Annotated in this window: 20 protein-coding genes; 10 read left to right on the top strand and 10 right to left on the bottom strand. The window is 53.6% G+C overall.

Going from position 1 to position 23,713, the window contains the following annotated elements; translation table 11 throughout:
• Positions 1-7 precede the first annotated feature (7 nt).
• Positions 8-1,870, bottom strand: coding sequence for a GAF domain-containing protein (locus JIN85_RS02970; protein WP_200267489.1), 1,863 nt, complete (start codon positions 1,868-1,870; stop codon positions 8-10).
• Between the two features lie 68 nt (positions 1,871-1,938).
• Here JIN85_RS02970 and JIN85_RS02965 point away from each other — a divergent pair, with 68 nt between their 5' ends.
• On the top strand, positions 1,939-2,541 hold the full coding sequence (locus tag JIN85_RS02965) for a biliverdin-producing heme oxygenase (protein WP_200267487.1): 603 nt from the start codon (positions 1,939-1,941) through the stop codon (positions 2,539-2,541).
• Here JIN85_RS02965 and JIN85_RS02960 read toward each other — a convergent pair.
• Together JIN85_RS02960 and JIN85_RS02955 are read right to left on the bottom strand one after the other, a co-directional pair.
• Positions 2,513-3,214 carry a helix-turn-helix domain-containing protein gene (locus tag JIN85_RS02960; RefSeq protein WP_200267485.1) on the bottom strand — a complete coding sequence of 234 codons (702 nt, stop codon included), beginning with the start codon at positions 3,212-3,214 and terminating at the stop codon, positions 2,513-2,515. The two genes, JIN85_RS02965 and JIN85_RS02960, sit on opposite strands and share 29 nt — an antisense overlap.
• A 251-nt stretch (positions 3,215-3,465) precedes the next feature.
• Positions 3,466-5,004, bottom strand: a complete 1,539-nt coding sequence (locus tag JIN85_RS02955) for a glycogen synthase (RefSeq protein WP_200267483.1) — start codon at positions 5,002-5,004, stop codon at positions 3,466-3,468.
• A gap of 437 nt (positions 5,005-5,441) precedes the next feature.
• On the opposite strand from JIN85_RS02955, the gene JIN85_RS02950 reads away from it, so the two are divergent.
• Both JIN85_RS02950 and JIN85_RS02945 read left to right on the top strand, forming a co-directional pair.
• A complete protein-coding gene (locus JIN85_RS02950; RefSeq protein WP_200267481.1) occupies positions 5,442-5,900 on the top strand; it encodes a PA2169 family four-helix-bundle protein in 459 nt (152 codons plus the stop codon).
• A 58-nt stretch (positions 5,901-5,958) separates the two neighbouring features.
• Positions 5,959-6,291, top strand: a complete 333-nt coding sequence (locus JIN85_RS02945; protein ID WP_200267479.1) for a hypothetical protein — start codon at positions 5,959-5,961, stop codon at positions 6,289-6,291.
• Positions 6,292-6,296: 5 nt separating this feature from the next.
• Here JIN85_RS02945 and trhO read toward each other — a convergent pair whose 3' ends face one another.
• Genes trhO through JIN85_RS02920 form a run of 5 tightly spaced genes read right to left on the bottom strand, consistent with a single transcriptional unit; the run spans position 6,297 to position 13,422 of the window.
• A complete protein-coding gene (gene trhO / locus JIN85_RS02940) occupies positions 6,297-8,135 on the bottom strand; it encodes an oxygen-dependent tRNA uridine(34) hydroxylase TrhO (protein WP_200267477.1) in 1,839 nt (612 codons plus the stop codon).
• A 54-nt stretch (positions 8,136-8,189) separates the two neighbouring features.
• Positions 8,190-8,648 carry a hypothetical protein gene (locus JIN85_RS02935; RefSeq protein WP_200267475.1) on the bottom strand — a complete coding sequence of 153 codons (459 nt, stop codon included), beginning with the start codon at positions 8,646-8,648 and terminating at the stop codon, positions 8,190-8,192.
• 13 nt (positions 8,649-8,661) lie between these two features.
• Complete coding sequence (locus tag JIN85_RS02930; RefSeq protein ID WP_200267474.1) at positions 8,662-10,254, bottom strand: ankyrin repeat domain-containing protein; 1,593 nt, start codon at positions 10,252-10,254, stop codon at positions 8,662-8,664.
• A 24-nt stretch (positions 10,255-10,278) separates the two neighbouring features.
• Entirely contained in the window at positions 10,279-11,007 is a 729-nt protein-coding gene (gene tsaA, locus JIN85_RS02925; protein WP_200267473.1) for a tRNA (N6-threonylcarbamoyladenosine(37)-N6)-methyltransferase TrmO, read from the bottom strand.
• Positions 11,008-13,422 carry a hypothetical protein gene (locus JIN85_RS02920; RefSeq protein ID WP_200267472.1) on the bottom strand — a complete coding sequence of 805 codons (2,415 nt, stop codon included), beginning with the start codon at positions 13,420-13,422 and terminating at the stop codon, positions 11,008-11,010.
• Between the two features lie 159 nt (positions 13,423-13,581).
• Here JIN85_RS02920 and JIN85_RS02915 point away from each other — a divergent pair, with 159 nt between their 5' ends.
• Together JIN85_RS02915 and JIN85_RS02910 are read left to right on the top strand one after the other, a co-directional pair.
• A complete protein-coding gene (locus JIN85_RS02915; protein WP_200267471.1) occupies positions 13,582-14,589 on the top strand; it encodes a polyprenyl synthetase family protein in 1,008 nt (335 codons plus the stop codon).
• A 91-nt stretch (positions 14,590-14,680) separates the two neighbouring features.
• Entirely contained in the window at positions 14,681-16,021 is a 1,341-nt protein-coding gene (locus tag JIN85_RS02910) for an NAD(P)/FAD-dependent oxidoreductase (protein WP_200267470.1), read from the top strand.
• Between the two features lie 12 nt (positions 16,022-16,033).
• Here the strand turns inward: JIN85_RS02910 and JIN85_RS02905 are convergent, their stop codons facing one another.
• The gene (locus JIN85_RS02905; RefSeq protein ID WP_200267469.1) at positions 16,034-16,387 is read right to left on the bottom strand and encodes a hypothetical protein; all 354 of its coding nucleotides are present in this window, start codon (positions 16,385-16,387) and stop codon (positions 16,034-16,036) included.
• 331 nt (positions 16,388-16,718) lie between these two features.
• Between JIN85_RS02905 and JIN85_RS02900 the strand changes: the two genes are divergently transcribed.
• Both JIN85_RS02900 and JIN85_RS02895 read left to right on the top strand, forming a co-directional pair.
• On the top strand, positions 16,719-16,925 hold the full coding sequence (locus tag JIN85_RS02900; RefSeq protein ID WP_200267467.1) for a CsbD family protein: 207 nt from the start codon (positions 16,719-16,721) through the stop codon (positions 16,923-16,925).
• Between the two features lie 97 nt (positions 16,926-17,022).
• The gene (locus JIN85_RS02895) at positions 17,023-17,181 is read left to right on the top strand and encodes a DUF3309 family protein (protein ID WP_200267465.1); all 159 of its coding nucleotides are present in this window, start codon (positions 17,023-17,025) and stop codon (positions 17,179-17,181) included.
• 12 nt (positions 17,182-17,193) lie between these two features.
• Here JIN85_RS02895 and JIN85_RS02890 read toward each other — a convergent pair whose 3' ends face one another.
• Positions 17,194-18,543, bottom strand: coding sequence for a dicarboxylate/amino acid:cation symporter (locus JIN85_RS02890; RefSeq protein ID WP_200267463.1), 1,350 nt, complete (start codon positions 18,541-18,543; stop codon positions 17,194-17,196).
• A gap of 138 nt (positions 18,544-18,681) precedes the next feature.
• Here JIN85_RS02890 and JIN85_RS02885 point away from each other — a divergent pair, with 138 nt between their 5' ends.
• From JIN85_RS02885 to JIN85_RS02875, 3 genes are all read left to right on the top strand, one after another.
• Positions 18,682-20,862, top strand: a complete 2,181-nt coding sequence (locus JIN85_RS02885; protein WP_200267461.1) for a hypothetical protein — start codon at positions 18,682-18,684, stop codon at positions 20,860-20,862.
• Between the two features lie 43 nt (positions 20,863-20,905).
• The gene (locus JIN85_RS02880; protein ID WP_200267458.1) at positions 20,906-22,252 is read left to right on the top strand and encodes a hypothetical protein; all 1,347 of its coding nucleotides are present in this window, start codon (positions 20,906-20,908) and stop codon (positions 22,250-22,252) included.
• Positions 22,253-22,636: 384 nt separating this feature from the next.
• A complete protein-coding gene (locus tag JIN85_RS02875; protein WP_200267456.1) occupies positions 22,637-23,641 on the top strand; it encodes a hypothetical protein in 1,005 nt (334 codons plus the stop codon).
• The last annotated feature ends 72 nt before the right edge of the window (positions 23,642-23,713 follow it).

The raw sequence follows: 23,713 nt of genomic DNA, 5'->3' as shown, positions 1-23,713 counted from the left end.
AACCGGGTCAGCCGGTCACTTGAACCAGGCGGATGCTATAACCGACCAAACGCTCGTCTTCGATCAGGCAGGTCACTTCCAACCGGCCATCTTTGAGGTCCAGCCGAATTTCAAGCCCAGTTGCGGCGAGTTGATGAATCGCGTTCGAAACCTGCTCCTGATCAGCTGGGTCCAATCGTGAAGCCAGATGATCCAGCGAATGCAATCCGCCCAAGATCGGATCGGCAACGGCTGCGTGGTTTTGGAAAACGATGAATCCGCTTTCATCCGCCAGCAACACGGGTTCCGCGCTGCTTTCGTGGGCCAACCGGTGACGGATCGCTCCCGGAGCTTCCATGGATTTACGAAAGTGGTGCGCGGTGATCACCACATCGGATAGAGTCGCACCAATCTGAATCGAAAGCTTCACTTCTTCAGGAGTCCACAACTCGCAGGTGCCGCTGACTGTTTCCTGCCACACTTCGAACGAAGCACGAGGTTTCAGTCGGGGTGCGCCACTGGAACGATCCAGCCCCTTGACCGGATCTCCCGCCCATTTGATTTTCACCGTCTGTTCCTTGCGGAAGAAAATCAGCGCATCGTCCCGGAAATGGGAAAGCGGGATCAACAAATAGCCACCAATTTCTGGTGGAAGAGCAATGGTCGCCTTGTCATCGGGTATCCGTTGGTAGGTGATCGGCGTGCTTCCTGTCCGTTCCATGCCGCTTTTTGCCAAGGCCGCGACCGCGCCAGGATCTGGCACCAAGCCGGAAGAATAGGTCTGGTCCTGGAAGTGCAGCGACATTCCATCGGCGTGCAGCAACTGGCAAAGGTCTCCAGACATGGACAACAGCACCGATGCCCAATCGTCCGTCATGGTCACGCACTGGATCAGCTTGTTCGCGATCCGCGCGCCGGCCAGTTCGTCTCGCAGCCGCAGCTCGCGAGCCATTCCACTCAGCTCCAAAGCCAAGTGAGTCGTCAGGGCCGAAAGTTGCATTTGTCTCACCGCGCTCAAGTGAAGCCCGGTGCCGTGATGGCAGGAAATCAGTCCCCAGAGTTTCCCCTCTGAAATGATGGCACTCACAAAACTTCCGCCCACCCCCATATTGCGGAGGTATTCCAGATGAACGGCAGCAGGCTGGCGGTAACGGCACAGCGACAGGTCCAGAGGCTTATCGTTCACATCCGCTGCCGAGAGCAAGGGCACCGGCTCACCCACGACGTGGTTGATCAGACGGATATCATTTTCCAGAAACAGCGCTCTGGCCTGAGGGGGAATATCAGACGCCGGATAACGCAATCCAAAATAAGGCTCCCAATCGTCACGAACTTCTTCCGCAACGACCTCGCCGGTATCATCCGGCAGAAATTGATAAATCATCACCCGGTCAAAATTCCCGAGCTTCCAGACTTCCGTCGCCACTGCCTTGAGCTTGGACGCTAGATCGGTGCAAATTTCCACGCGATGGAACCCGTCGCGCATCGCGTCCTCCCAATCGTCGGGATCCTGTTCCTGATGAGCCTCCTCTACATTGGACTTCAATTCGGTTTCCAGAATCAAAAGACCATCGCGGACATGGACCCAACCAGGAACTGGAGGGCCATAGGGGAAGAGAATTTCCACCATCCGAGGGCCCCTGCCGCGCCATGATCGAGCCCGCCGATGGAACATTGAAATTTGCCCTTCACCGAAAACACCGACCGGACTTGCTTCGAAAAACGTATCAGGGCCAAGCACCGCTGATGCATTGGCAGACAGGTATTTAAAGCGGTCCGCTTCCACATCGATCGCAATCAAAACCGAGTTCGCCTGGACTTGGCCGATCAGCTGGATTTTTTCGTCCGCACAGTTTTGAAGGGCCTGCTCCCATTCGGTAGTATTTAGCATGATGGGAAAAAAGCGATTATACGCACTTGCGATACGGGCATGAAGAGAAGGAAAAGAGAAGAACGCACATGATACAAGCAAGGGAATTCCTCAAAAATGCGACCGCTCCGGAACATCAATTGTTAGATGATAGCCCGCTGGTTCGACAATTGGCCGATGGAACCATCACGATTGATTCCTATCGGCACCTGTTAGAGGAATACCTTGCGTTTTTCCAATCATGGGAAACTCACGCGGAAACCACTTATCCAGAATGGGTAAGGGATCTCGGCAGTTTCCGATTTTGCAGAACATCCTGGCTGGAAGAGGATCTTGATCAACTGGGTTCTACTAAGGTTTTGATTGGATCAAAGTTTTATCAACCTTCGAAACTCAATCATGCGCAGTTTGCAGGTGTGATGTATGTGGTCGAAGGTTCATCGCTCGGCGGGATGCACTTGTCGCGCAAGCTGGGTCACCTCCCAGGCGAAAACCACCGGTTCTTTACCGGCTATGGCAGCGACACCATGCCAAACTGGGCAAGCTTTGTCACTTGGTTGAACAAAACGGTGACCCATCAAGAGGACTTGAAGTTAGCCGCAGGGACAGCTGTCGAAACTTTCCGATGGTTTCGCAATCGCTTCGATCAACTCGCGACGAAACTCAAAGATTCTTCTGAACCGCATGAGTGAGATCGTCCAGGTCGTAGCTTTTGCGGCCGCCGAATTCTCGTCGATACGATCGAGGCGTTAGGCCGGTCGCCGCAGAGAAGTTCCGGTTGAACTGGGACAGTGATTGGCCACCGAGATGATCCGCAATTTCCGAGATTCGCAGATCGGTCGAAAGCAGCGATTCGCAAGCGACGGAAATCCGCTCATCGCGCAGCAGGCAACGAAAGGTGCTACCGAGAATTTCCTCGATCCGTGCTCCGAGGTATCCGGCTGACAGCTTGAGAACAGCGGCAAGTTCACCGAGGCTCATCGCGCGCTTCGGATGTTGAGAAATCAGGCTCCATGCGATCCGCACGGCATCCGGCCATTTGCGAAGTTTGCCGCGGCCAGTCATGTTGCGTTCCATTGCGGCCAGCATACGCAGGACCACCGGCTTCCGCCAAAATGGCGGCGGTGAACCGGATTTCGCGGCAAGAGTTGGGTTTACTTTGACAAAGATGCTCATCCCCGACGCCTCCGCTGGAATGGCTACGCACCAGACGTCCGCCGAACATTGCGGCTCGGTCTCGGTGGGTCCTGTGTGGCATTTCACCGCACCCGGCACCAAGTGCTCGAGAGCAGCAACGTAGGATTTAAGAGCAGGAAGCAGAGCGATCTCTGCCGTTGCCCATGGTTCGTCTTGATTGGGTTTCATAACGTGAAGAGCCCGGGTGATCCGAGCATTACAATAGGTCGTCTTAAAGTGGTAAAAATGCAAATAGTATCCATTGCAGCCTTACCATAGCTCTATATTCCGAAGGTTGTCATGATACAACCAGACTGCATTTGAACGGTTGCCCATCCAAATGCTCAGAGCATGACTTTTCGGAATCCATCGCCCCTATGACCCGTCAACGACTTGGATTATTCACTCGAAATTTCGAGCAAATCGTTGCGTTTCGTCACTCAGGCGAAGAGCGGTCTACCTGCGAGTTTCTCGTAGACCTTCACATACGATTCCAAAGTTTTCGTGGAGCTAAAATCCCGCTCACTCTCATCCATAATCCTACGCACTTGCCGATCCCGATCAGGAGCGGATCGAATGAAAAACCGCATCGCCTCATCGATCGCCCATCGAAGTCCATTGCAGTCATGGTTTTCGAAAACAAAGCCATTGCCTAGGTTCTTCGCTACATCGAGATGCGTGACCGTATCCTTCAAGCCGCCCGTTTGATGGACGATGGGCAAGGTTCCGTATTTCAATCCGACCATCTGCGCCAAACCACACGGCTCGTAAGCTGATGGCATTAATACAAAGTCTGAGCCCGCAAATGCCAGGCGGGACAAAGCATCATTGAAAGGCATTACCCCGACTCGATTGCGCATGCCGTGCACGTCGGCAATCCGATCAAAGTGCTCACGGAAAGGTCCATCTGCAACGAACACCACCTGCAGGCCGAGCGCCATGTAATCGCTGACCACTTTGAACAAAATATCCGAAAGCAACTGACAGCCCTTTTGCACCGGATCCAGGCGGGATGGCCAAAACAGCACGGGAGCCTCCGGGTCTTCTTCGAGTCCACATAACTGCTGCAGGCGTCTCTTGTTTACCGCTTTGCCTTCGGCATGACTCCGGCTGTCATAGCTTCGAGCCAACGCATCATCTTGTCGGGGCGACCAGGAATCGTCTGGTGCATTGATGATTCCCTCTGCTTCTCCGTAAGCAAATTTTGCCCGCAAAACATCCACGATTCCCCACGCGGAAGCATGCCGACCTTCCGTCATTTCACGCAGGAAAGTTTCACTTACCGTGTTGACCGTATCTGCTGCATGAATGGCGGAAGCCATGAAATTCACCGGATTGGAGCCGCGCGTCTCATCATAGCAGGTTGGAAAATGACTGTAGTGGAGATGTTGCCAAAAACCTGCGGCATCGATTCCGCGGTCTTCAATCTCTGCGAGTGTCGCCTTTTCATCGTGAACATTATGGATCGTGAACAGGCTGCGAATTCCCATGGTTTTCGCAGCGGCCGGCACCAGCCCTGTCATCCAATCGTGACAATGCACGATGTCCGGTTTCACCTTTGGCAAGATATGGTGAATCACGTCGCGCTGAAACACCAAGGCGGCCTTGCGGTTGGATTCGGCACTGCCTTCATACACCGAGCGACGATAAAAAAATTCCCGGTCCTGACTTAAATGCAGTTTCCGGGAAAATTGAGTTCGACTCTCGAACATGTGGCGGAAGTGAGGCATCGCTACATGAACATCGGCCCCCATGTCAGATAGCGAGTCGACCAATAGCGTGCAAACGTCTGCAAGTCCGCCGGCTTTCGCTCTGGGCCCCGGCTGCCCCTCTCCCCCGATCCGGCGCCCGCCGTTCAGCTCTGGTGTCACGAGGAGAATGCGGGGGCGACGTTTTTTCAGAGTAATGAGCGGTCGATTGACCTCCCGGGAAATGATTTCAGATTGCGCAAGATGCTCCAAAGTTCGAATAGCGGCCATGATGGATCGGGAATTCGCTCCTCCAAGTCACCGGCCCTCAGAACCTCCATGGTATCTGAATGAGTCACCGCTTGCGAGCTGAGCATCTTCTTAGCGGTGGACATGCCAATCATCTGTTAGATCAGAAAGCGGCTGCTACGCCTTGTAACTGCGTGGGTGAGTCGCATGGAGGCTGATTTGAAGGCACTTGATCGTAGAGATAAAATGCTACGCCGCATTGCACATCGTAACCTGGGTTTGCACTGTGCAAGATAGAGTTACCAAACGCTCAATCTTAAAGTTCCTGTGCAGTTTGCATCCCCGCCATGCAGTAGATGGACATTTCTAAAAGCATGACCAGACACGCGAAGCCCTTGATTACTGACCCAACTCTTTAACAATAACAGCATTATACCATCTTTGCGACTTTTGGTATTCACCATGCGATGAAGGATTTTATGACTACGATTCACGAAACCTCATCTGCTGCTGCGGCAGAACTACAAGAACTTCTCACCCGCTATGTTGATTCACGCGATGGCTACCGTCAGGCAGCTCAATTGGTAAAGGACGGTGGTTTGGCGGCAGCATTGACGGCAATTGCAGATCGCCGGGAAGAAATTTCGGAGCGTGTCGCCACCATTATTTATCGGGAAGGCAAGAAGCCCGAGATGAAAGGCAGCCCCGAAGCCAAAGTACATCGGTGGTGGATCCGTCTGCGCGACGAATTGGCGGATCATGAAACGAATGCAATCTTGGCTGAATGTCTGCGCGGGGAAAAAGACCTGCATCGGACCATGGTAAGCGCCCTGGAGGAAGGACATCTGGAGCCCGAACATCGGCTGATCCTACAAGAAGTGCTATCTGAAATTGATCTCGCGATCCGTTCGTTCAAAACAGCCCTTGGAGAGACCTAAACCCGTGTTATCTTCTCACACAATGAGCTCTCACCACCCACTTCACGATCCGAAAGCCATGAAACTGCTTTCTCGCGTAGGCGACGACATCGCCAAACTCCGGCAGGACGTCCGGACTTTGATCACCCACACCACCCATGAAACCATTCCTCACGGGGCGAATGAGTTGGCGGACCTTACCAAAGCAGGCCTCACCGCGAGCGGCGCTTACGCGGCCTCCCGCTTGCGGGCCCTGAAAGAATATGAAAACTCACGCCGATCCGCTGAATTACTAGGTAGCGCCATTCTTCTCGGGGCTTTAGGCTACGGAATTTACGCTTGGATGAAATGCCGCTGTGAAAAGCAGCGCAGCTGTGCCCGCGAGCTGGAAGAACCCAGCTTACATGACTGATCTGATCAACCCACGGCGGCACCCACTACGGTGTCGCCGATTTTTTCAGGCAATTTCAGAGCATTCACCCAGGCAGGTGCGGCCGTAGCAAACACGAGCCGCTCACCGGTTCGAGGATGAGTCAGTGCCATGCACCACGAGTGCAGCTCCAACGGCGGCAAATCACAATCAAGCGTCTGGGTATCACCCATTTTGCGATCCGGTAAATACGTTGGATCACCTTTGACTGGCATTCCCAGACTCCACAAATGGACACGGATCTGATTGGTGCGGCCCGTATCGAGCTTCGCCAACAACAAGCAAGTGCCGTCCTCTTGACGATCCAATACCGTGAACTCCGTTTTCGCAGGTAAGCCGTCTTCTTCAATCTCTCGCGAACCCATTTGACCGGGTGCGGAGGAAATTGGCTCGTTGCAGACAAACTGGTCATTTTCAGGCGATCCGATCGCGGTCACCAGATAGTATTTCTCCACGCTGCCCTCCAGAAATTGACGCTGCAACAACCGGCAAAAATGCCGAGTTCTCGCAAACACAACCAAACCACTGGTATTCGCATCCAGCCGATGAACCGGACGCGGATATTTCGGGGCATAGACTTGATTGAGAATATATTGGAGCGTGTTGCGATGGAATCTTCCGCTCGGGTGCATCGGCAACGGGGCCGGTTTCTGGATGACCAGCAGAGCCTCATCCTCGTGAAGAATGCGGATATCCGTCGCCACATCCGGCTCTTTGGCTGGAGGAAAAATCTGTAAAATCCGTTCTCCAGCGCGAACTACATGATCCTTGTTGCGAACGGCACCGCCATAGCTCACGAAGCGGCCGGCTTCGCATCGGCGCTCCCACTCGGATGGCGGAACCTGCGGGAAAATTGCCGTCAATGCTTCCAGCAATTCCTTTCGATCATGCTCGGCAGGAATATTCACCGGCCTGCGATTTTCCATCGGGACCGATCCCGGCAGCGGATGGCAAATCTCCTGAATCGCCTGCTCGCGTTCGGCAATGCGCTCTTCCATTTTCTCCGGCTCACTTTTGAAGCAATGCGGGCAGCTGATGCCGACCACATATCGCGGATCTTCCTGATCCGCCCGATCCAGCGGTGCCTGGCAAGCATAGCAAACCGCCGTCTCAGTCTCCCGCAATGCCGGATCGACGCCCACGCGTTGGTCGAACACGAAGCATTCGCCCTCGTAGTGATCGCCGCCGCACTCTTCGAAATATTTTAAAATCCCGCCATCGAGCTGATAGATCTGCTCGAATCCTTCCATCTCCATGAATGGCCCCGCCTTCTCGCAACGGATGCCACCGGTGCAAAACATCACCACCGGCTGCTGCTTCAACTCATCCGGAAGTTTCCTGACCGCATCCGGAAATTCACGGAAGCTGTTGATGTGTGGAATCATCGCACCCTTGAAGGTGCCCAGCTTCACCTCGTAGTCATTGCGCGTGTCGAGCAGGGTAATCGGGCGTCCTTCGTCCAGCCACTGCTTGAGCTCTTTCGAAGCCAGCTTGGGAGAAGTTCGGATTGCCGGCCTCACCCCATCGACTCCGAAGGAAATGATTTCCTTTTTGATCCGCACCAACATCCGGTTGAAAGGCTGGTGATCGCTGAGACTGATTTTCGGCGTCAATTTCTCCAGGCCTGGCACCTGGTGGACGCGCTCCACGAGCTCATGAATCGATTCTGCAGCGCCTGCGACGAACATGTTGATGCCCTCGGTGCTGAGAAGAATGGTCCCTTTCAAATTCCTGACTTTGCAAAACGCGATCAATTCCTCGCGCAGCTGCTTCAGATCAGACAGTTCTGCAAAAAGATAAGCCGAGATGTTCGTGACAGTGGACACGCGGAAAAAACAACACGAAGCGGCGCGCGATGCCAGCGCAGATTTGATGACAAACTAGCGACTGATATCTTCCTGATACATCAGCTTGAAGCCGGACTGATGCAAGACCGTCACGGCGAAATCATAGTCTTCCACATGGATCGCCAACATCGAATGGCCAACGGGGCCGGGCAGTAAGGCATAGGCGAAATCCACGTTGGTTTCCGCAACCATCAGCGTGTCCAGACACTGGAGTAAACCCGGACCACACTCGCGCATGGCAACCACCAGCAAATCGCAATTGGTGTAAGGAATCCCCTTTTCCATGAAGATCCGTTCCGCCAAATCCGGATCTGAAAGGACCAATCTCGCCACCGTCGCATCGCGCGAATCCTGAACGCTCAGCCCGATGACCTCAATCGAAGCAGTTCGGAGCAATTTCAACAGAGCTGCCAGTGCGCCGGCCCGGTTCGGCAACATGACAGAAAATTGGCGCACAGGAGCACCGTGATCGATGACTTCGTTGGTTTCCATGGAATCAAAAATTTCAACCGCGGGGACCACTCAAAGGAATGGTTTCCACCTGACCGCTGGCGACGTCTTCTATCACGATTTGGTTCGGACGCACATCCGAAACCACGTATTCCGTGCCATCCGCAGAGCTGAAATGCTGACCTGGCATCGCGGTGAACCGGGTTCCGCTCACGCCATCTTCCACCAAGGCAATGGGGTCGTGCGAGGTCGATGGCAGCCCGGAAATCCACTGGCGGGACTCGCCGGTATTGCTATCCCGGACCTCTACGACCGGGACCTGCACCGATTCTCCATCCGTGAATTTACTATTTTCCGTGCGGGTCATGACGCGCACCACCACCAATTGCGAATTGGGGATTTTGTCGCCTTCATGCACCTTGATTTCTTTTGGCGGATTGGAAGCGATTTGAAGTGTGGCGGTTGATCCTTTGACCGACTTCACCTCGACCGGCAAAACGGTCTGACGATACATCCGCATGATCAGTGGTTCCTGACGAGCTGGACGCGAGACTGCCTTTTGAGGTTCTCCCTGCTCGGATACCTGCACCCGGATGACTTTGGGACTGGTAAAAACAGCACCTTCGATCGGCACCACTGCCGGGCGAGTGGCCCGCGCCGTGGCCGAATGCAGCGGCGTATCCGAAACCGCTTCTCCAGAAGGAGCTCTCATGCCGGTAGTTCCCGCAGGCAGATCATTTCCCGCCACCGCCGGGTCGGATGATGGGACCTTGGAATCCGCAGCCGTAACCACCCCGTCTGAAAGCCTGTCCATCGTCGCTTCCATCGATGCTGCGAGTTCATCCGTCGATTCCAATTCCAAATCCACGGAGCCGACATTGCTGGAAATCATGGCAGCGATCTCAGAATGACCAGCTTGCTCCGCCAAATCCATCGCCGTGTCCCCATTGGAATCAACGGAATAACGGCTCGATCCAATATCAAGCAACATCGCCACCGCGTCTTGGTTACCATTTTCCGCCGCCAGCATCAAAGGAGTGCGGCCGTCCGACATCGTCGCGTAAACCGAGGCTCCGTAGTTGGTCAGCGCATCAATCGAGCGCGCATTCCCATCCAGTGCGGCCAGCAGTAAAGCGGCATCCAGATCCTCGCGACAATAAGGAGCAAGCTCGCTGATCGATCCACTGCTCCCCTCTCGAGCAGCCAGCATGATGGGGAGAAATCCGTCCTTATCTTTCAATTTCGGGTTCGCCCCTTGTCGCAGCAGCCAAGACACCATTTCCGATTGATCGGCGATGACCGCTGCCATCAGAGGAGTCTGGCCCTGGCGGTCCTGGATATCGATCGAGAGGCCCCGTTTCAGGAGATAATCTGCGGATTTCTCTGCATTCGCCTTAGCCGCTTCGTGCAGCGCAGTGGACCCGTCCGGCCCAATTTTTGCGGGATCATAACCGCCGGAGATGAACTTCTTTAAAACTCCGACATTGTCCTCGCGACTTGCGCGGAACCAATCGGCATCAGTGAGCTGGTATCCGGCCTCCTTCAATTCTGAGGCTGCCGCATCCTTCCCTTTCTTGCAGGAGACCACGCCGCTAAAAGCCCACGGAACCAGCGATAAGGTTACAGCCCGGCGAAATGTCCAACTCATTGGGGCGAGAGTAATTGAGAAACGCTAGTCGTTCAACCCGGAAACAGGCATCGTTTCGATCTCCAAAATGCGACAAACTCCGGAATTTACGACAAAGCGCACATTGCGACCACACAGACTCGCACCATAAATCCGTTCCTCTGTCGCTTTCTGCGATGCTGGCCGCGGATCCAAAGACAATGCTTCCCGAATCACGGACTGAGCCCGGAACGGCAGGCTGCGAAACGCTTCTTCCGCAGCGGAATCGACCTCAACGGGAATTCGGTTTGGCGCCACAGGAGCAAACCCACCCACTGCATCCGGCGGCGACTCCGCGTAGGGCAAGTAAGGTTTCACATCGTAGACCGGAGTGCCATCGATCAAATCCAATCCGCCCAATTTCAAGACGGGAGCATCCGGGCCATCCGCCTCGATCCCTTCCAGCCTTACCAGGGATAGCCCTAGCGCATTAGGCCGAAATGTCGATCGGCTCGCAAAAACACCGACCCGCTTCTCACCACCCAATCTCGGTGGGCGCACGGTGGCGTGCCACCCTTTTTCCGCCGTTTCGTGGAAGCCAAAAATGATCCAGAGGTGCGAAAATCCCTCAATACCGCGAATCGCCTCCCAACTGCGGAAGGGCTTATGAAAAACAAGCTCCCCCCAGGCACTCGGGCAAAGCCCGGGCTGGCGGGGAGCTACAAATTTCCCGCCGAAGCAAGACCGGACCACGGCAATCGGATCACATTGCATCGGCGGGAGTGAATCATTCAATCAGCGAGTCTTGAAATGGAAACTTCCACGCAAGACATCCGCTTCCTTGCGAACCTTGATCGAGACGCTGTCGAAGTCATCGAAGCTATCGATGAACTGGATCATGGTCTCTTTATTGTGCTTATACTCATTGAGCGCACTTTCATTGTCGCCAAAGATCTCATCCGCATTTGCATCGACCAAGGCATAGCATTCGCGGGCGTATGCCTGGAGCGCGACGAAATTCGCTTTGAAGAGGAAGCCGGTTTCCGTAGCGGTTCCCGTTTTGGCTTTGCCTACCAGGTCCAGTGCTTGGTTTTTCGAGGTGGATGCCACAAACCAATCATCGCCGACGGTCACCGATGGGAGAAACTCGTCGTTGAAAAATGGCATCGGGAAGAACCATGTGGTCATGCCATCTTTCTCCGAGCTGATTGGCTTTTGCATTGGAATTTCCATGCCCGACATCGTGCTGATCTTGCCCATCATGCTGGTGGCACTGAGGTTGATCTTATCCCAGGAAGTTGCGAGCTTGGTGCGGTCTACCACTGGGGCAATGTAGGAAGCGCGAGGGAATTTGCCTTCGTCGACCACTTTTTGCGGGATTCCAGGAACGGTCGGGATCGAGCCCTTGAAGTCCATAACCAAAGCGGCCTCCTGGCCCAAACCAGCAGCCATATCCACGCTGAAACCATTCCACATGTTGACGAGATCCTCGCGGAACTGGCTATCGAACATGCCGAACATTTCCTTGTATTGAGCAAGTTTGTCTTCCTCTACATTCTCAGCGGGAATTTCCGAAGCTTTGGCAGCAAGCGCATAAACGGTCTCACCGACGGAATTCAAAAGACCTGTCAGCTTTTCGTTATAGACCTCGGTCGAGCTTCCATTTGCGAACAGAACCACATCCGGGGAATCGCCGAGATGGGCGAGCTTCCTCGGCGCGCTCCAGTCAACCGAACCTGGGTCGGTGCCGCCGTAGGTTTCGATCTTGTAGCCCTCGTCGAAATACGAAACGAGGCCGTAACCATGAACGGTTTGGAATTTCACAAGTTCTTCTCCACGATCGACCACCGTCTGGAGAAGTGCTTCGATGTTGCGGGTGTCACCGATGCCTTCTTGTCCCGCGAAGCCATCGCGAATGCCTTCAAAAATCGCGGCAAACTCCTTGTCAGCGCTGATCACCGATTTGAGACCAGCTTCCTGGCCGTAAATCACAGCGGAGAGATCCTTGTCCACATAGCCATCGGTGAATTTGAGTTCATCGGACGAGACCATCGAATCATTCAAATCACTGGCGAGATTCAGTTCCTCTTCGGAACTTCCCATCATCAGCACCACGTAGTCACCGAGAGTGCCGGTGCAAGCGACGATGTTCTTCTCAGAGAGCGCCTTCACGAATCGGTCGAAAGTCGCTTCATCCATCATTTCCGTCGCGCTATCGCGCTCCGCATTCAGCATTTCAGCGAGCTTGGAGCCCAGCAGACGATAACCGGTAAAGGTTACTCCGGCCTTTTCAAACGAAACCGGCTCCACCATTTCACCCATCATGCCCATGAAGTCGACTGTGCTGCGGATCTGGCTAGCAGCCTCTTCCCGGTCTTCAGCCGAAGTTTTGAAACCCAGATAGATCGGCGGCATTTGGATTTTCTCGAAAAGGTCCACGCCGCCCTCCTGATCCTGAATCAACTCGGTGAACATTTCCGCAGTGTATTGATAAGCAAACGAATCCGTGAACAGACTTGGATCACCTGTTCTAGCAGCCTCGACCAGAGCCCTGGTGATTTCACGGAACTGGAAATAAGCCATGCGGCTGCGGAGGAGATTCAAATAACCCGCTTGCTCCATGGAGCCGTGTCCAAAAGCAAGGACGACTTGCTTGCCTAGCAATCCTTCAGGACCCATCGGCTCTTCAAATCCATCCATGTCCTCGCTATCGGCTTCACTATCCATGTCGATGCCTCCGGAGGCTGCACCGAGCGCGGCACCTTCCTGCATGGCATCGTCAGGCTCAGCGGCCTTGGATTCCTCATTATCCTCTGGAGCCATCTCGATATCCGGCTCCATGCCGAGCTCCTCATCCATTTCGAAATCCGAATTGTCGCCAAATCCCGGGCCGGCTCCGCTCATTTGAGCGTCGATCAGTTTCCACAATTTGAGGGACTTCACTTTATTCACGGTTTCCTCACCCTGAAATACGGAAACCATCAATTCGGTGTCCTTCGGAAGATACTGGGCAAATCCCAACTTTGCGGCCCGGTCCTCTGGGGTCACTTCCTTGGCGGTTGGAACCACTTCCTTAGCCTCAGGAGTCACAACAGGAGGTTCCGCCTCCTGGGGAGTGCCGGGCACATCTGGTGTGACTTCAACTGGATTTCCACTGGCATCCAATGGTGCCGATTCTTTTTTCTTACACGCCCCAAGGCACAATGCCATTGCCGGGACCAACATCCATGTTGCTCTCACTTTCATCACCATCACCTTAAAGCGAGCGTTCGACGATTAGCAAGGAGAATGCCTCATGCGGAGCTCTTGCAAATATCCGGGTTGCGATACCTTCCGGACTGTGGATTGTTTGGGCAGTTCCAATCACTCATGACCGCCAGCACCACACCGTCCGCAAGCAGCGATCTCTTTCCTTTCGAACTCGTTCGCCCGGAGCTGGAAAAGGTCGAAGTCGCGATCCGCGAACAAATCCGCGCCTTTGATCCCGCCGTCGAACCTTACGTTGCCTACATTTGCAACACTTCCGGCAAACGCATTCGCCCGGCGCTGTCGATTCTCGCCGGTGGCGCCACCGGCGGAGTGCTGGAAAACCATCTCAAACTTGGCGTCATCCTGGAACTCATCCACATGGCCAGCCTCGTCCACGACGACATCATGGACGGTGCCACAACACGCCGCATGGTTCCCACAGCCAACGCAAAATGGGGGAATGCCCTCTCCGTTCTTTTGGGCGACGCGTTATTCTCCCATGCCCTTACCCTCGCGACTGACTTCAATTGCATCGATGTCTGCCGCAAGGTCGGACAAGCCGCTCGCGAAGTCTGCCAAGGCGAAATCATCCAGACTCAACGCAGATTCGATCTGGCGCTTAGCAAAAACGACTACTTTCGCATCATTGAGATGAAAACCGGCGCGTTGTTCGCCGCAGCCACTGGTTTGGCAGGCAAACTTTCCGGCGTGGACGAAGCAAAAGAGCAGCATTTGTTCAGCTACGGCATGAAGCTCGGAACCGCCTATCAGATCTACGACGACTGCCTGGATCTGGTCGGTTCCGAAGAAGTGGTCGGAAAAACCCTGCGCACCGATCTCGCCAAAGGAAAGCTGACCTTGCCGATTCTCAACCTGCTGGAAGCCTCCTCGGAAGCGCAACGGACGAAACTCAACAAACGCATCCTTGCGCAGGAACCACTCGATTTGCCGGTCCTCGTCGGCATCGCCGAATACGAAGGCGCGATCGAAAGCGCGGTCGATACCGGACTCAACCTCTTGAGCCAAAGTCGCGAAGACATCCGCCAATTGGGTGATTCCGTGCACGCGGACGCGCTCATTCAGATCACCCGTTTCATGGGCAATCTGCTAGAGAAGTGCCGGAAATAAGTCCTGCCAGCGCAGAATTCCCCATCACGGCTTGTGAAAATTTTCACAAGCTCCAGTTGCCAGCCGTCCGCAATTATGCCATTGGGGCCGCATGTCCTCACCCACCGGTGCCACAACCCGATTTCCTAAAAAAGTTCTCATCATTGGCGGCGGTTTCGCCGGACTGGAATGCGCCCAGACCTTGGCCAACGACAATCGCTTCGCAGTCACGCTGATTGACAGGACCAACCACCACCTCTTTCAACCACTTCTCTATCAGGTAGCTACCGCATCTCTCGCAGCACCTGACATCGCCCGCTCGATCCGCCAAATCCTGGCCGATGCCAAAAACGTGACCGTCCTGATGGACGAGATCGACAACATCGAACCGGACAAAAAGCGCGCATTTGGCAAATCCGGCGCTTCCTACGAATACGATTACCTCCTGCTCTCCGTCGGCGCACGCACCGGATATTTCGGAAATGACCACTGGGCAGAACACACGATGGGTCTGAAATCGCTTTCAGATGCACAGGTCATCCGCCGGACCGTCCTTTCCAATCTGGAACGCGCCGAGCTGACCACGAATGAAGCGGAACGCGCGAAGCTGATGACCGTCGCCATCATTGGTGGCGGCCCTACCGGAGTCGAACTCGCTGGCGCGTTCTCCGATCTGGTTCACAAGTCCCTCAAGTCGAACTTCCGTCGCATCGACACCAGCAAGCTGCGCGTGTTGCTCATCGAAGGCATGCCAAACATCCTTTCGATGTATCCACAGGACCAAATCGACTATGCACGCGGTCACCTCGAAAGCATCGGCGTCGAAGTCATCACCGGCAAAATCGTGACCGACGTCCAACCGGGCCTGCTGAAATTCAAGGATGATACGACGGTTGAAGCCGCTGCCATTATCTGGGCTGCCGGTGTTGCCGCAAATCCACTTTCCAAGTGCCTCGGTGTCGAAACCGACCGCGCCGGCCGCATCACGCCAAATCCTGATCTCTCGATCCCAGGCCGTTCCGACGTTTTCGTCGCTGGCGATTTGACCTTCATGAAGGACGTGGACAGCAAACCCGTTCCTGGTGTTGCTCCAGCAGCCTCGCAAATGGGTCGCCACGTCGGCAAGCTCCTCAAAGAGGAAATGCGCATGATGAAAAAAGGCTTCGATGAGGCCAAGCGCACCAGCCTTCGCCCGAATTTCCGTTACCTCGACAAGGGGATGATGGCGATCATCGGCAAAAACCACGCCGTGGTGAAAGCCGGTAAACTGAAGCTCACCGGTTACCCTGCTTGGGCCGCCTGGTTGTTCATTCACATCCTCTTCCTCGTGGGCTTCCGCAACAAACTGGCGGTGCTTCTCGGATGGGCAAGCTCCTACCTCCGCAACACGCCTGAGGCCCGGATCATTGCCCACCCTCCTACCACGGTTCCTCCGAACCTGAATCAGCCTTAAGGCTGGCGTTTCCTATCGATTGGCGGTCGCCGGGTAAGTTGTAACCCGGCCCGCCATCGCTTGCTGTTGTCGCTTTTTCGCGGCATGGCTCGCAATGATCGGACAAAATATCATGAATCCGATCCAGGTGAGTGGCCAGGTCACAAATCCAATGGCCACAAAGCACAGCATGAAATTGATCGCTGCCAGCAGCCAGTATGCGAGCATCAGGCTGATCCCAGTCAACAGACTGCCTGCATAGATGACGCCGATCCCGAAAGTCTGCAGGAACAATCCAGGAATAAGCTCCAGCAACATCGCAAAGCCAGGCTCCGGCCCTGCCGGATAAAAGTGATGCACCTCACGGACCTCTACGGTTGGAGACAAGGATTCGTTTGACATGGTTGCAGTAATATAAGCTCTCCACCGATTCCAAACCAGCGGCAATTTTCAACCGCTCGCGAAGTCTGCAACGAATCGCGGATTTCATCATGCAAGATACCCGAAGGCTTGTGATATTCCTTACTCACATCTGATACAACTCATTGCTATCAATCAATTATAGCAATCCCCATAATCAGCTGACTTCCTGCATTTTACGAGAACCCATTCGATTCCCTCGCTGTGCCGAAGCCATGCCGTGGCACGTATTCTGTTATATCATGATTACCCCCGGTTAAGTCAGAAATGATACACCGGTTAACAACCCAAAATGATTATGAACAAACTCGAAATTAAAGGCGATTGGAATATTACCAAAGGTAAGCTCAAACAAAAGTGGGCTTCACTCACAGACGATGATCTTCGCTACGCAGATGGCCAAGCCGATGAGCTGGTTGGCCGAATTCAAAAGCGCACGGGTCAAACACGCGAAGCGGTGGAAGATGCCATCCGGGACGCAGACCGAGTTCACGTCCATCACTGATCAATCGATCTGAAAAATCCCGCCTCCGCCATGGAGGCGGGATTTTTATTTTGCTCAAAAACCCTCAAACTCTAACAGCACCTACCGAAATCCTATTATGACACTGGGAGCTATTTTATTGCTGATCGTTGTATTCGCCCTGCTTGGAGCCTTGCCTACCTGGGGTTACAGCCGGAGATGGGGCTACGGTCCGAGTGGAGGCATCGGACTTCTGTTATTGGTCCTCATCATTCTCGCCTTGCTCGGCAAGCTTTGAAGACGCGATCTATCAGGCTTCAGGAAGAACCTGGTTTTCTTCAGTAAACAACGCCTCCCCTTCCGTGCTGGCAACGATGACAGCCGCGCAGGAATCGCTGAAAACGTTCACCGCTGTCCGACTCATATCCAGAATTCGATCCACAGCCAGAAGGGCAACCACTGCGGTATCCGCTCCGGGTATACCCGAGTTTTTCAAGACTAACAGAATCGCAACCAAGCTGGCGGATGGAATCCCAGCCACGCCGATACTGGTGAGTAGTGCCGCCACCACGACGAAAAACTGCGCACCAAATCCCAGGTGAATTCCCATGACTTGGGACACGAAAATCACGGCTACACATTCATACAAAGCCGTTCCATCCATGTTAACCGTAGCCCCGAGCGGCAGAGTGAAACTGGAAACGCGTTTGGATACCCCAGCTCCTTCCTGCACGCAGCGCATCGTGACAGGTAGTGTTCCGGATGAGGACGCAGTGGAAAATGCCAGCAACAGCGCTGGTCGCATCGCTTTGATATGATTCCATGGATTGATCCCCGCTGCGTAGCGAAGAACCAGTGGCAGCACCACGAACAAGTGGATGGCCAAGGCACAGAGCACGGTGATAAAATACTTGCCGAGGTTTAAAAACAGCCCTGCCCCGGTTTCATAAACGACCGGGAAAATCAGTGCGTAGACGCCAATCGGCGCCACTGCCATCACCCAATTCGTTAGAACAATCATCGCGTCATTGGCCGACTTGAAGAAGTTTTGAATGGTCGCGATTTCATCGCCCGGCAAGCGCGTGATTGCCAGAGCAAACAAGATGCTGAAAACGATCACACCGAGCAATTTGCCGTTATCAGCGGCAGCCGATAATACATTTTCCGGCAGCATGGATCGGAACACATCCAGAAAATCTTTAGCTTCGCGCGAGCCTGCTTCTGCAATTTTTGCCCGCTCAGCCTCACTGGCGTTCGCCGCACTGTTTTCAAATGCCTTGCGCACAGTCTCATTGGGTTTGCCATGGTCCAATCCCGGACGAATCGCATTCACCAGAAACAGGCCTATTAAAATCGCGCACAAACTGGACCCCACATAAAACGCCACTGTCTTCGCCCCCAAGCGCCCGAAACCACTAACTCCCTGTAAACTGGCGATTCCCGCCACCACGGACGTCACAATCAAGGGCACGATGATCATTTTGAGCGCCCGCATGAAAAGCTCACCAATGAATTTCGTGGTTTCAAGAGCACCCGAAATGAAATGCGCAGCCGTTGAAGTCTCAGGTGCATTTGCAAAAAGTCCGCGTAACGCCAGCGCGGTAACAGTGGCCAGCAACAGGGCCGCGAGTATTTGCCAATGGGCTGCAAGTCGTTTCATTGCCCAAAGCAAAGTCAAAGTGAGTCGATCCATCCAGAACCAACGCGAAAAAATCTCCAATCACTCGATTGGATCGCGTTTTGAACTCCCTCTGAACGGCAAGATTCGGCATTTTCTCATCGTAAAGCCTCCAAATCGATGAACCCAACGACGCCGCTCCTGCCCTCATTTGCCCTGTTCCTTGCGCTCGCAACATCATCCCCTGCGCAGCAACTTCCTCCACCCTTTCCAAATGATCCGGCATCGGCGCTGGAGCGGACCTGCTTTCAAACATCCCGTCCCTGGAGCCCGCTTGGCAATCTCCGATCCGACGTCACCTTGGTTTACGGCATCGATAAATCCCTGCCTGAACGGATCAATACCTGGAGAGATCGCGGCTACCGGGTCCATCTCATGACCGGAGTCGCCTGGGGCGAATATCAGGATTATCTATACGGACGGTTCGACGGAAAAAACCACGTCGACAACGCACAAACCAACCGAAAGGGCGAAACCATCAGCCACGGCGGCGATGTTTACTACATGTGCCCGGCGGAGAATTATGGAGAATTCCTCAGTGTCGGCGTGCAGAAAGGTCTCGAAGCGGGGGTCGAAGCCGTGCATTTGGAAGAACCGGAATTCTGGGCGCGCGCTGGATATTCCGAGGGATTCAAGCGCGAATGGAAGGCCTTCTATCAGGAAGATTGGCAAGCCCCGGATTCATCCCCGGATGCTCAATGGCGTGCCTCGAAGTTGAAATACTATCTTTATCGTCGTGCCCTGCAGCAGGTCTTCAATCATGTGCAGGAGTTTAACAAAAAGAACAACAAGCATGTCCGCTGCTATGTGCCAACTCACAGTCTGCTGAATTATGCCCATTGGTGCATCGTTAGCCCGCAATCAAGTTTGGCAAAACTCGATGGCTGCGATGGCTACATTGCGCAGGTCTGGACCGGCACCTCCCGCACACCGAATCCTTTCCGTGGGAAGCTAAAGGAACGCACCTTGGAGACTGCGTTTCTCGAATACGGCGCGATGCAAAACCTGGTCCGCGCCACAGGCCGATCTGTTTGGTATTTGAACGATCCAATTGAAGACAACCCGCGCCACGATTGGACCGACTATCGCACGAATTGGGAATCGACTCTGGTCGCCTCACTGCTGCAGCCAGACGTTTCACAATTCGAGGTCGCACCTTGGCCAGAGCGGATTTTCGGCGAAAAATACCCGAAAGGCGGCAGCGAGGCGGATCGTAAATCCATCCCGCCGGAATACGCAACGGAGCTCCAAGTCGTCATGAATGCGCTGAACGACATGAAGCAGCCGGACTACGCATGGGACGCGGGCACTCGCGGCATTGGCATTCTGATCAGCGACTCACTGATGTTCCAACGTGAGCAACCAACCCCAAGTGATCCGAACATGGCGCAGTTTTACGGCCTGGCCATGCCTCCTCTCAAACGCGGCATTCCCATCACCCCGGTCCAGCTTGAAAATGTCACTTTGCCGGGATTCCTGGATGACCAGAAAGTTCTGATGTTGAGCTACCAAGGCCAGAAACCTCAATCGGCGGATATCCATCCTGCCCTTGCGGAATGGGTGAAAAAAGGAGGCATTCTGATCTTTGTCGACGATGATAGCGACCCCTACAACAAAGTTCGCGAATGGTGGAACGATGAGGGCAAAAATGACCGGATACCACGCCAGGACCTTTTCGAAAAACTAGGACTCAAGCGCGAACCAACACCTGACCGAGCCACAAAAGTCGGCAACGGTTCACTGATCTGGCTGAAGAAAAATCCAGTGAGTTACGCCCTCAGCGAAGAAGGCGACCTGGCGCTCATCGATGCTCTCAAGAAAGCAGCCCACAAAGCCGATCTGGATTGGACCGAAACCAATCACCTTCTATTACGGCGTGGCCCGTACTGGGTAGGAGCAGGCCTTGATGAATCCATATCTGAAGATTCTAAGATTCTCTCCGGACGTTTGATCAATCTGTTCGATCCCGAGTTAAAAGTTCAGAAATCATTCACCTTAGCTCCTGGCAATCGCGTCTTCCTTCTTGATCTCGACAAATTGGTTCTTCCCAAAACGCCAACGGTGATTGCCTCCGCCTGCAAAGCTCTACCTCTGAAGAACGAATCGAGGGAGTTTTCTTGGACCGTTGAAGGAGTCGGAAATACGCCGGGCATCGTACTTGTCTCCAGCTCCATTGCTCCAAAATCAATTCAACTCGGTGACCAGGATGTTAAGGATTTCACATGGGATGAGGAAAACCACCTCTTGCACGTCCGCTTCGAGAACGAAGCCACGCCACGGGTGCTCAAGATGAATTTTTGAAAGTATTCTTGCCAAAGGACATTATTCCTCGGCAGAGTACCCCATGGCCCAAAGTCGTGCTCTCGCCACCGGCGTTTGTGTTGTCAGCCTCGCCGCCGGATATATTTCCGGCGGGCGGCAAGACAATGTAACTTCTTCCAATGAAGCAAAGGAATTGGAGGCTGCCGTTCCGCGTGGGCGAGGAGCTCTAACCGCTTCAACAGATGCCGAAGCGGCGCTCCTCGCAAGCCTGCTGAAGGGTCGATCGCCTGCCGACCTTTCGACGGATGAGCTGGCCAAGATCCTCGAATCAATCGCAACGGCTCATCCCAATACCGAGCAACTTGCTTGGGCGAAAAATAAATTCACGCTCCAACTCCTGCTTCCCGGACTATCATTTACGCAGCTGCAGCAGCTCGTCGAATCTGACTTGATTCCCTACTGGCTGGACCACGATGTCATGTTCGCATTTGGAGCCAAGAATCCGGCAGCAGCGATTGAATGGGCACAAGGCCAACCGAGTTTCGTAAGTGTGATCTGCGGAGCAGCGACGACTGATCCAGTCCTAGCTGCGGAGTATTACAAACAGATGCTGAATGAAAAGAGTTCAAACTCTATCGAGCTCTACGTGATATCATCTGAAATCGCGACAAACTTGGCGAAATCTGGATCTGGCGAACTGCTGGCCTTCTATGACTCCCTTCCAACGAACGCGAGAACCGGCGTCCTTGGGGATGCCCTTTTGGTAATTCCCGAAAGCCAACTCAAAGACACTCTAGATGGCATATTCAGCCGGATCGAAAGCGGTTCCATCTCGCTGGACCAACAATTTAACGCAAATCTTAGATTGATCGCGACCCGTAAACCCGATCAAATCAAAGCCTGGGTCGACACTTTGCCACCGGGAACCCATCGGGATTCGTTCGATTTGATCCTCGCAGATGGCTTTTCCGCAAATGGTCAGGTCGACCAAGCCCGTGCGCAATTGAGCCGTGCGATCGAAAGGTATCCGGGAAACGAAAAACAGCTCTTGCAGCATATCCAACCCGACGACTTCAAGCTTTTGAGTTTGTTTTCCGAATCCCTGCCCTCAGAGGCGAAACTAACTGCAGCCGATCTACAAGACCGGGCGATCTCGATCATGACAACCTATTCACAATCCCAACCCAATGGCCTGATGGACTTGGCTAACGCGTTGGAAGATCGAACCGAGCAAGCCGAGCTGGTTTCCGGAGCCTTGAATGATCTTCTCTCCAAATTCTCCGCTGGATCGACCTGGAAAGAGGAAAATTACGATGAATATCTGCAGCGAATCGAGACACGGGTTCGATCGATGGAGTTCAGTGAAGATGACACAAGCAACATTCTACATACTCTGGACGCATTCCGGGAATCCCTTCAAGCCCCCTGAAGTCGTTGGGCCTAACAACCGAGGAAAGCCATGAAACAAAAGCCACTTCTCATCCTTGCAGTAGCGATCGTCTGCTTCGGCATCGGCTATCTTCTCCGGCAGCCATTTTCGCACTCCAGCCACACCTCGGCGTCAGCGCAAAAACCCATCGCGAATCGCTCGATTCGAGTCACAGTCCGAGATAATCCATCCGAAAAAAATGGGCCCGAAGGATTTCTAACCGAAATCCTCGAAGGTCGTTCGCCGCAAAAACTTTCATTGGAAGAGTTGGTGCAAATTCTCGCTCAGCTCACCCAAGATCCGTATCACGATACTCAGATTGATCGAACTCGGAAAATATATCAGCTGCAGCTCATTCTGAGTAAACTGTCGTCCTCTCAACTCATGATGTTGGCTGACACAAGCACGATTAATATTGATAGTCGGAGTATTATCATTACCGCATTTGCTACCAAGGACCCGCACCAGGCATTGGAATGGGCACAAGGGAAGTCGGAGCTATCCACTGTCCTGGCAACCATCGGTTCACACAACCCGCAATTGGCAGCACAATATTGCCGAGAGATCCTTGAACAAGGAAATCCTCAGTCCGTCGACCTTGATGAAACAATTTACAACATCTCAGAAGCTTTGGCAAAATCAGGAGCCAAAGCCCTTCTCGATTTCAGTCTGAGCATGCCTACACACAGTCGATTCTCCATACTTTCCAGCTACCTGACCCAAGTGCCCGATGAAGAACAGGCCATGGTCCTTGATGAAATCACGAAACTGCAAGAAACAAATTCAATTCCCCCCCGGCAGGTTGCCACGATGTTCTCTGAATATGCCAGAACGAATCCAGAGCTCGCCAAAGCCTGGTTAGCTTCGCTTCCGCCAAGCACAAGCAGAGACAATTTGGACATCGCGATGGCGAAATCCCTGAACGCGAATGCCAAGCCGAATGAAGCCCGCGATCAACTGGCTCGCGCGATTCGGAGCAATGCTGGGGAAGAACTGAAATTACTCAACCGCATCGCCCTCAATGACGTCGAAATATTGCCAGCATTCTCCGCTGCTTTACCCGAATCCGTCGAGCTGAAGGCTTCTGATCTTCAGCAAAGAGCCAATATCATTCTGACTAATCCCTCTGACAAAGGGCCGACTGGAATTGTCGATATAGCAATCGCCCTGAAAGGAAAGGACCAGCAAGCAGAATTATTATCTACTGCCTTGAATCAAGTTGTCGATCTCATCCAGAGCAATTCCGGTTCTAACATTCAACTCAACGAAAACGATTTCCTAACGCTCCAATCTCGGATCGAAGCACTCGGCTTGATTGATCGAAATGCGGAACAAGTTCAAGCAGCACTGGATAGAGCCCGTAGCGCACTTCACTCGCCAAGCAATTAAGTTTGATCGTTTACGGATGAAGCGCTGATTCTGTCGTTTGCCAGTGCATCATTTTCGATATATAAAGTGGGG

This window comes from Luteolibacter pohnpeiensis, assembly GCF_016595435.1.
GTDB classification, from domain to species: domain Bacteria; phylum Verrucomicrobiota; class Verrucomicrobiia; order Verrucomicrobiales; family Akkermansiaceae; genus Luteolibacter; species Luteolibacter pohnpeiensis.
The sequence above is the reverse complement of the archived record's forward strand: the minus strand, read 5'-3'. Positions and strand labels throughout refer to the sequence as shown.

What these genes read in the sequence shown, in the direction of transcription:
- JIN85_RS02970 (WP_200267489.1), bottom strand. Translation starts at nt 1,870, where the DNA reads ATGCTAAATACTACCGAATGGGAGCAGGCCCTTCAAAACTGTGCGGAC.
- JIN85_RS02965 (WP_200267487.1), top strand. Translation starts at nt 1,939, where the DNA reads ATGATACAAGCAAGGGAATTCCTCAAAAATGCGACCGCTCCGGAACAT.
- JIN85_RS02960 (WP_200267485.1), bottom strand. Translation starts at nt 3,214, where the DNA reads ATGAAACCCAATCAAGACGAACCATGGGCAACGGCAGAGATCGCTCTG.
- JIN85_RS02955 (WP_200267483.1), bottom strand. Translation starts at nt 5,004, where the DNA reads ATGGCCGCTATTCGAACTTTGGAGCATCTTGCGCAATCTGAAATCATT.
- JIN85_RS02950 (WP_200267481.1), top strand. Translation starts at nt 5,442, where the DNA reads ATGACTACGATTCACGAAACCTCATCTGCTGCTGCGGCAGAACTACAA.
- JIN85_RS02945 (WP_200267479.1), top strand. Translation starts at nt 5,959, where the DNA reads ATGAAACTGCTTTCTCGCGTAGGCGACGACATCGCCAAACTCCGGCAG.
- JIN85_RS02935 (WP_200267475.1), bottom strand. Translation starts at nt 8,648, where the DNA reads ATGGAAACCAACGAAGTCATCGATCACGGTGCTCCTGTGCGCCAATTT.
- JIN85_RS02930 (WP_200267474.1), bottom strand. Translation starts at nt 10,254, where the DNA reads ATGAGTTGGACATTTCGCCGGGCTGTAACCTTATCGCTGGTTCCGTGG.
- JIN85_RS02920 (WP_200267472.1), bottom strand. Translation starts at nt 13,422, where the DNA reads ATGGCATTGTGCCTTGGGGCGTGTAAGAAAAAAGAATCGGCACCATTG.
- JIN85_RS02915 (WP_200267471.1), top strand. Translation starts at nt 13,582, where the DNA reads ATGACCGCCAGCACCACACCGTCCGCAAGCAGCGATCTCTTTCCTTTC.
- JIN85_RS02910 (WP_200267470.1), top strand. Translation starts at nt 14,681, where the DNA reads ATGTCCTCACCCACCGGTGCCACAACCCGATTTCCTAAAAAAGTTCTC.
- JIN85_RS02900 (WP_200267467.1), top strand. Translation starts at nt 16,719, where the DNA reads ATGAACAAACTCGAAATTAAAGGCGATTGGAATATTACCAAAGGTAAG.
- JIN85_RS02895 (WP_200267465.1), top strand. Translation starts at nt 17,023, where the DNA reads ATGACACTGGGAGCTATTTTATTGCTGATCGTTGTATTCGCCCTGCTT.
- JIN85_RS02890 (WP_200267463.1), bottom strand. Translation starts at nt 18,543, where the DNA reads ATGAAACGACTTGCAGCCCATTGGCAAATACTCGCGGCCCTGTTGCTG.
- JIN85_RS02885 (WP_200267461.1), top strand. Translation starts at nt 18,682, where the DNA reads ATGAACCCAACGACGCCGCTCCTGCCCTCATTTGCCCTGTTCCTTGCG.
- JIN85_RS02880 (WP_200267458.1), top strand. Translation starts at nt 20,906, where the DNA reads ATGGCCCAAAGTCGTGCTCTCGCCACCGGCGTTTGTGTTGTCAGCCTC.
- JIN85_RS02875 (WP_200267456.1), top strand. Translation starts at nt 22,637, where the DNA reads ATGATGTTGGCTGACACAAGCACGATTAATATTGATAGTCGGAGTATT.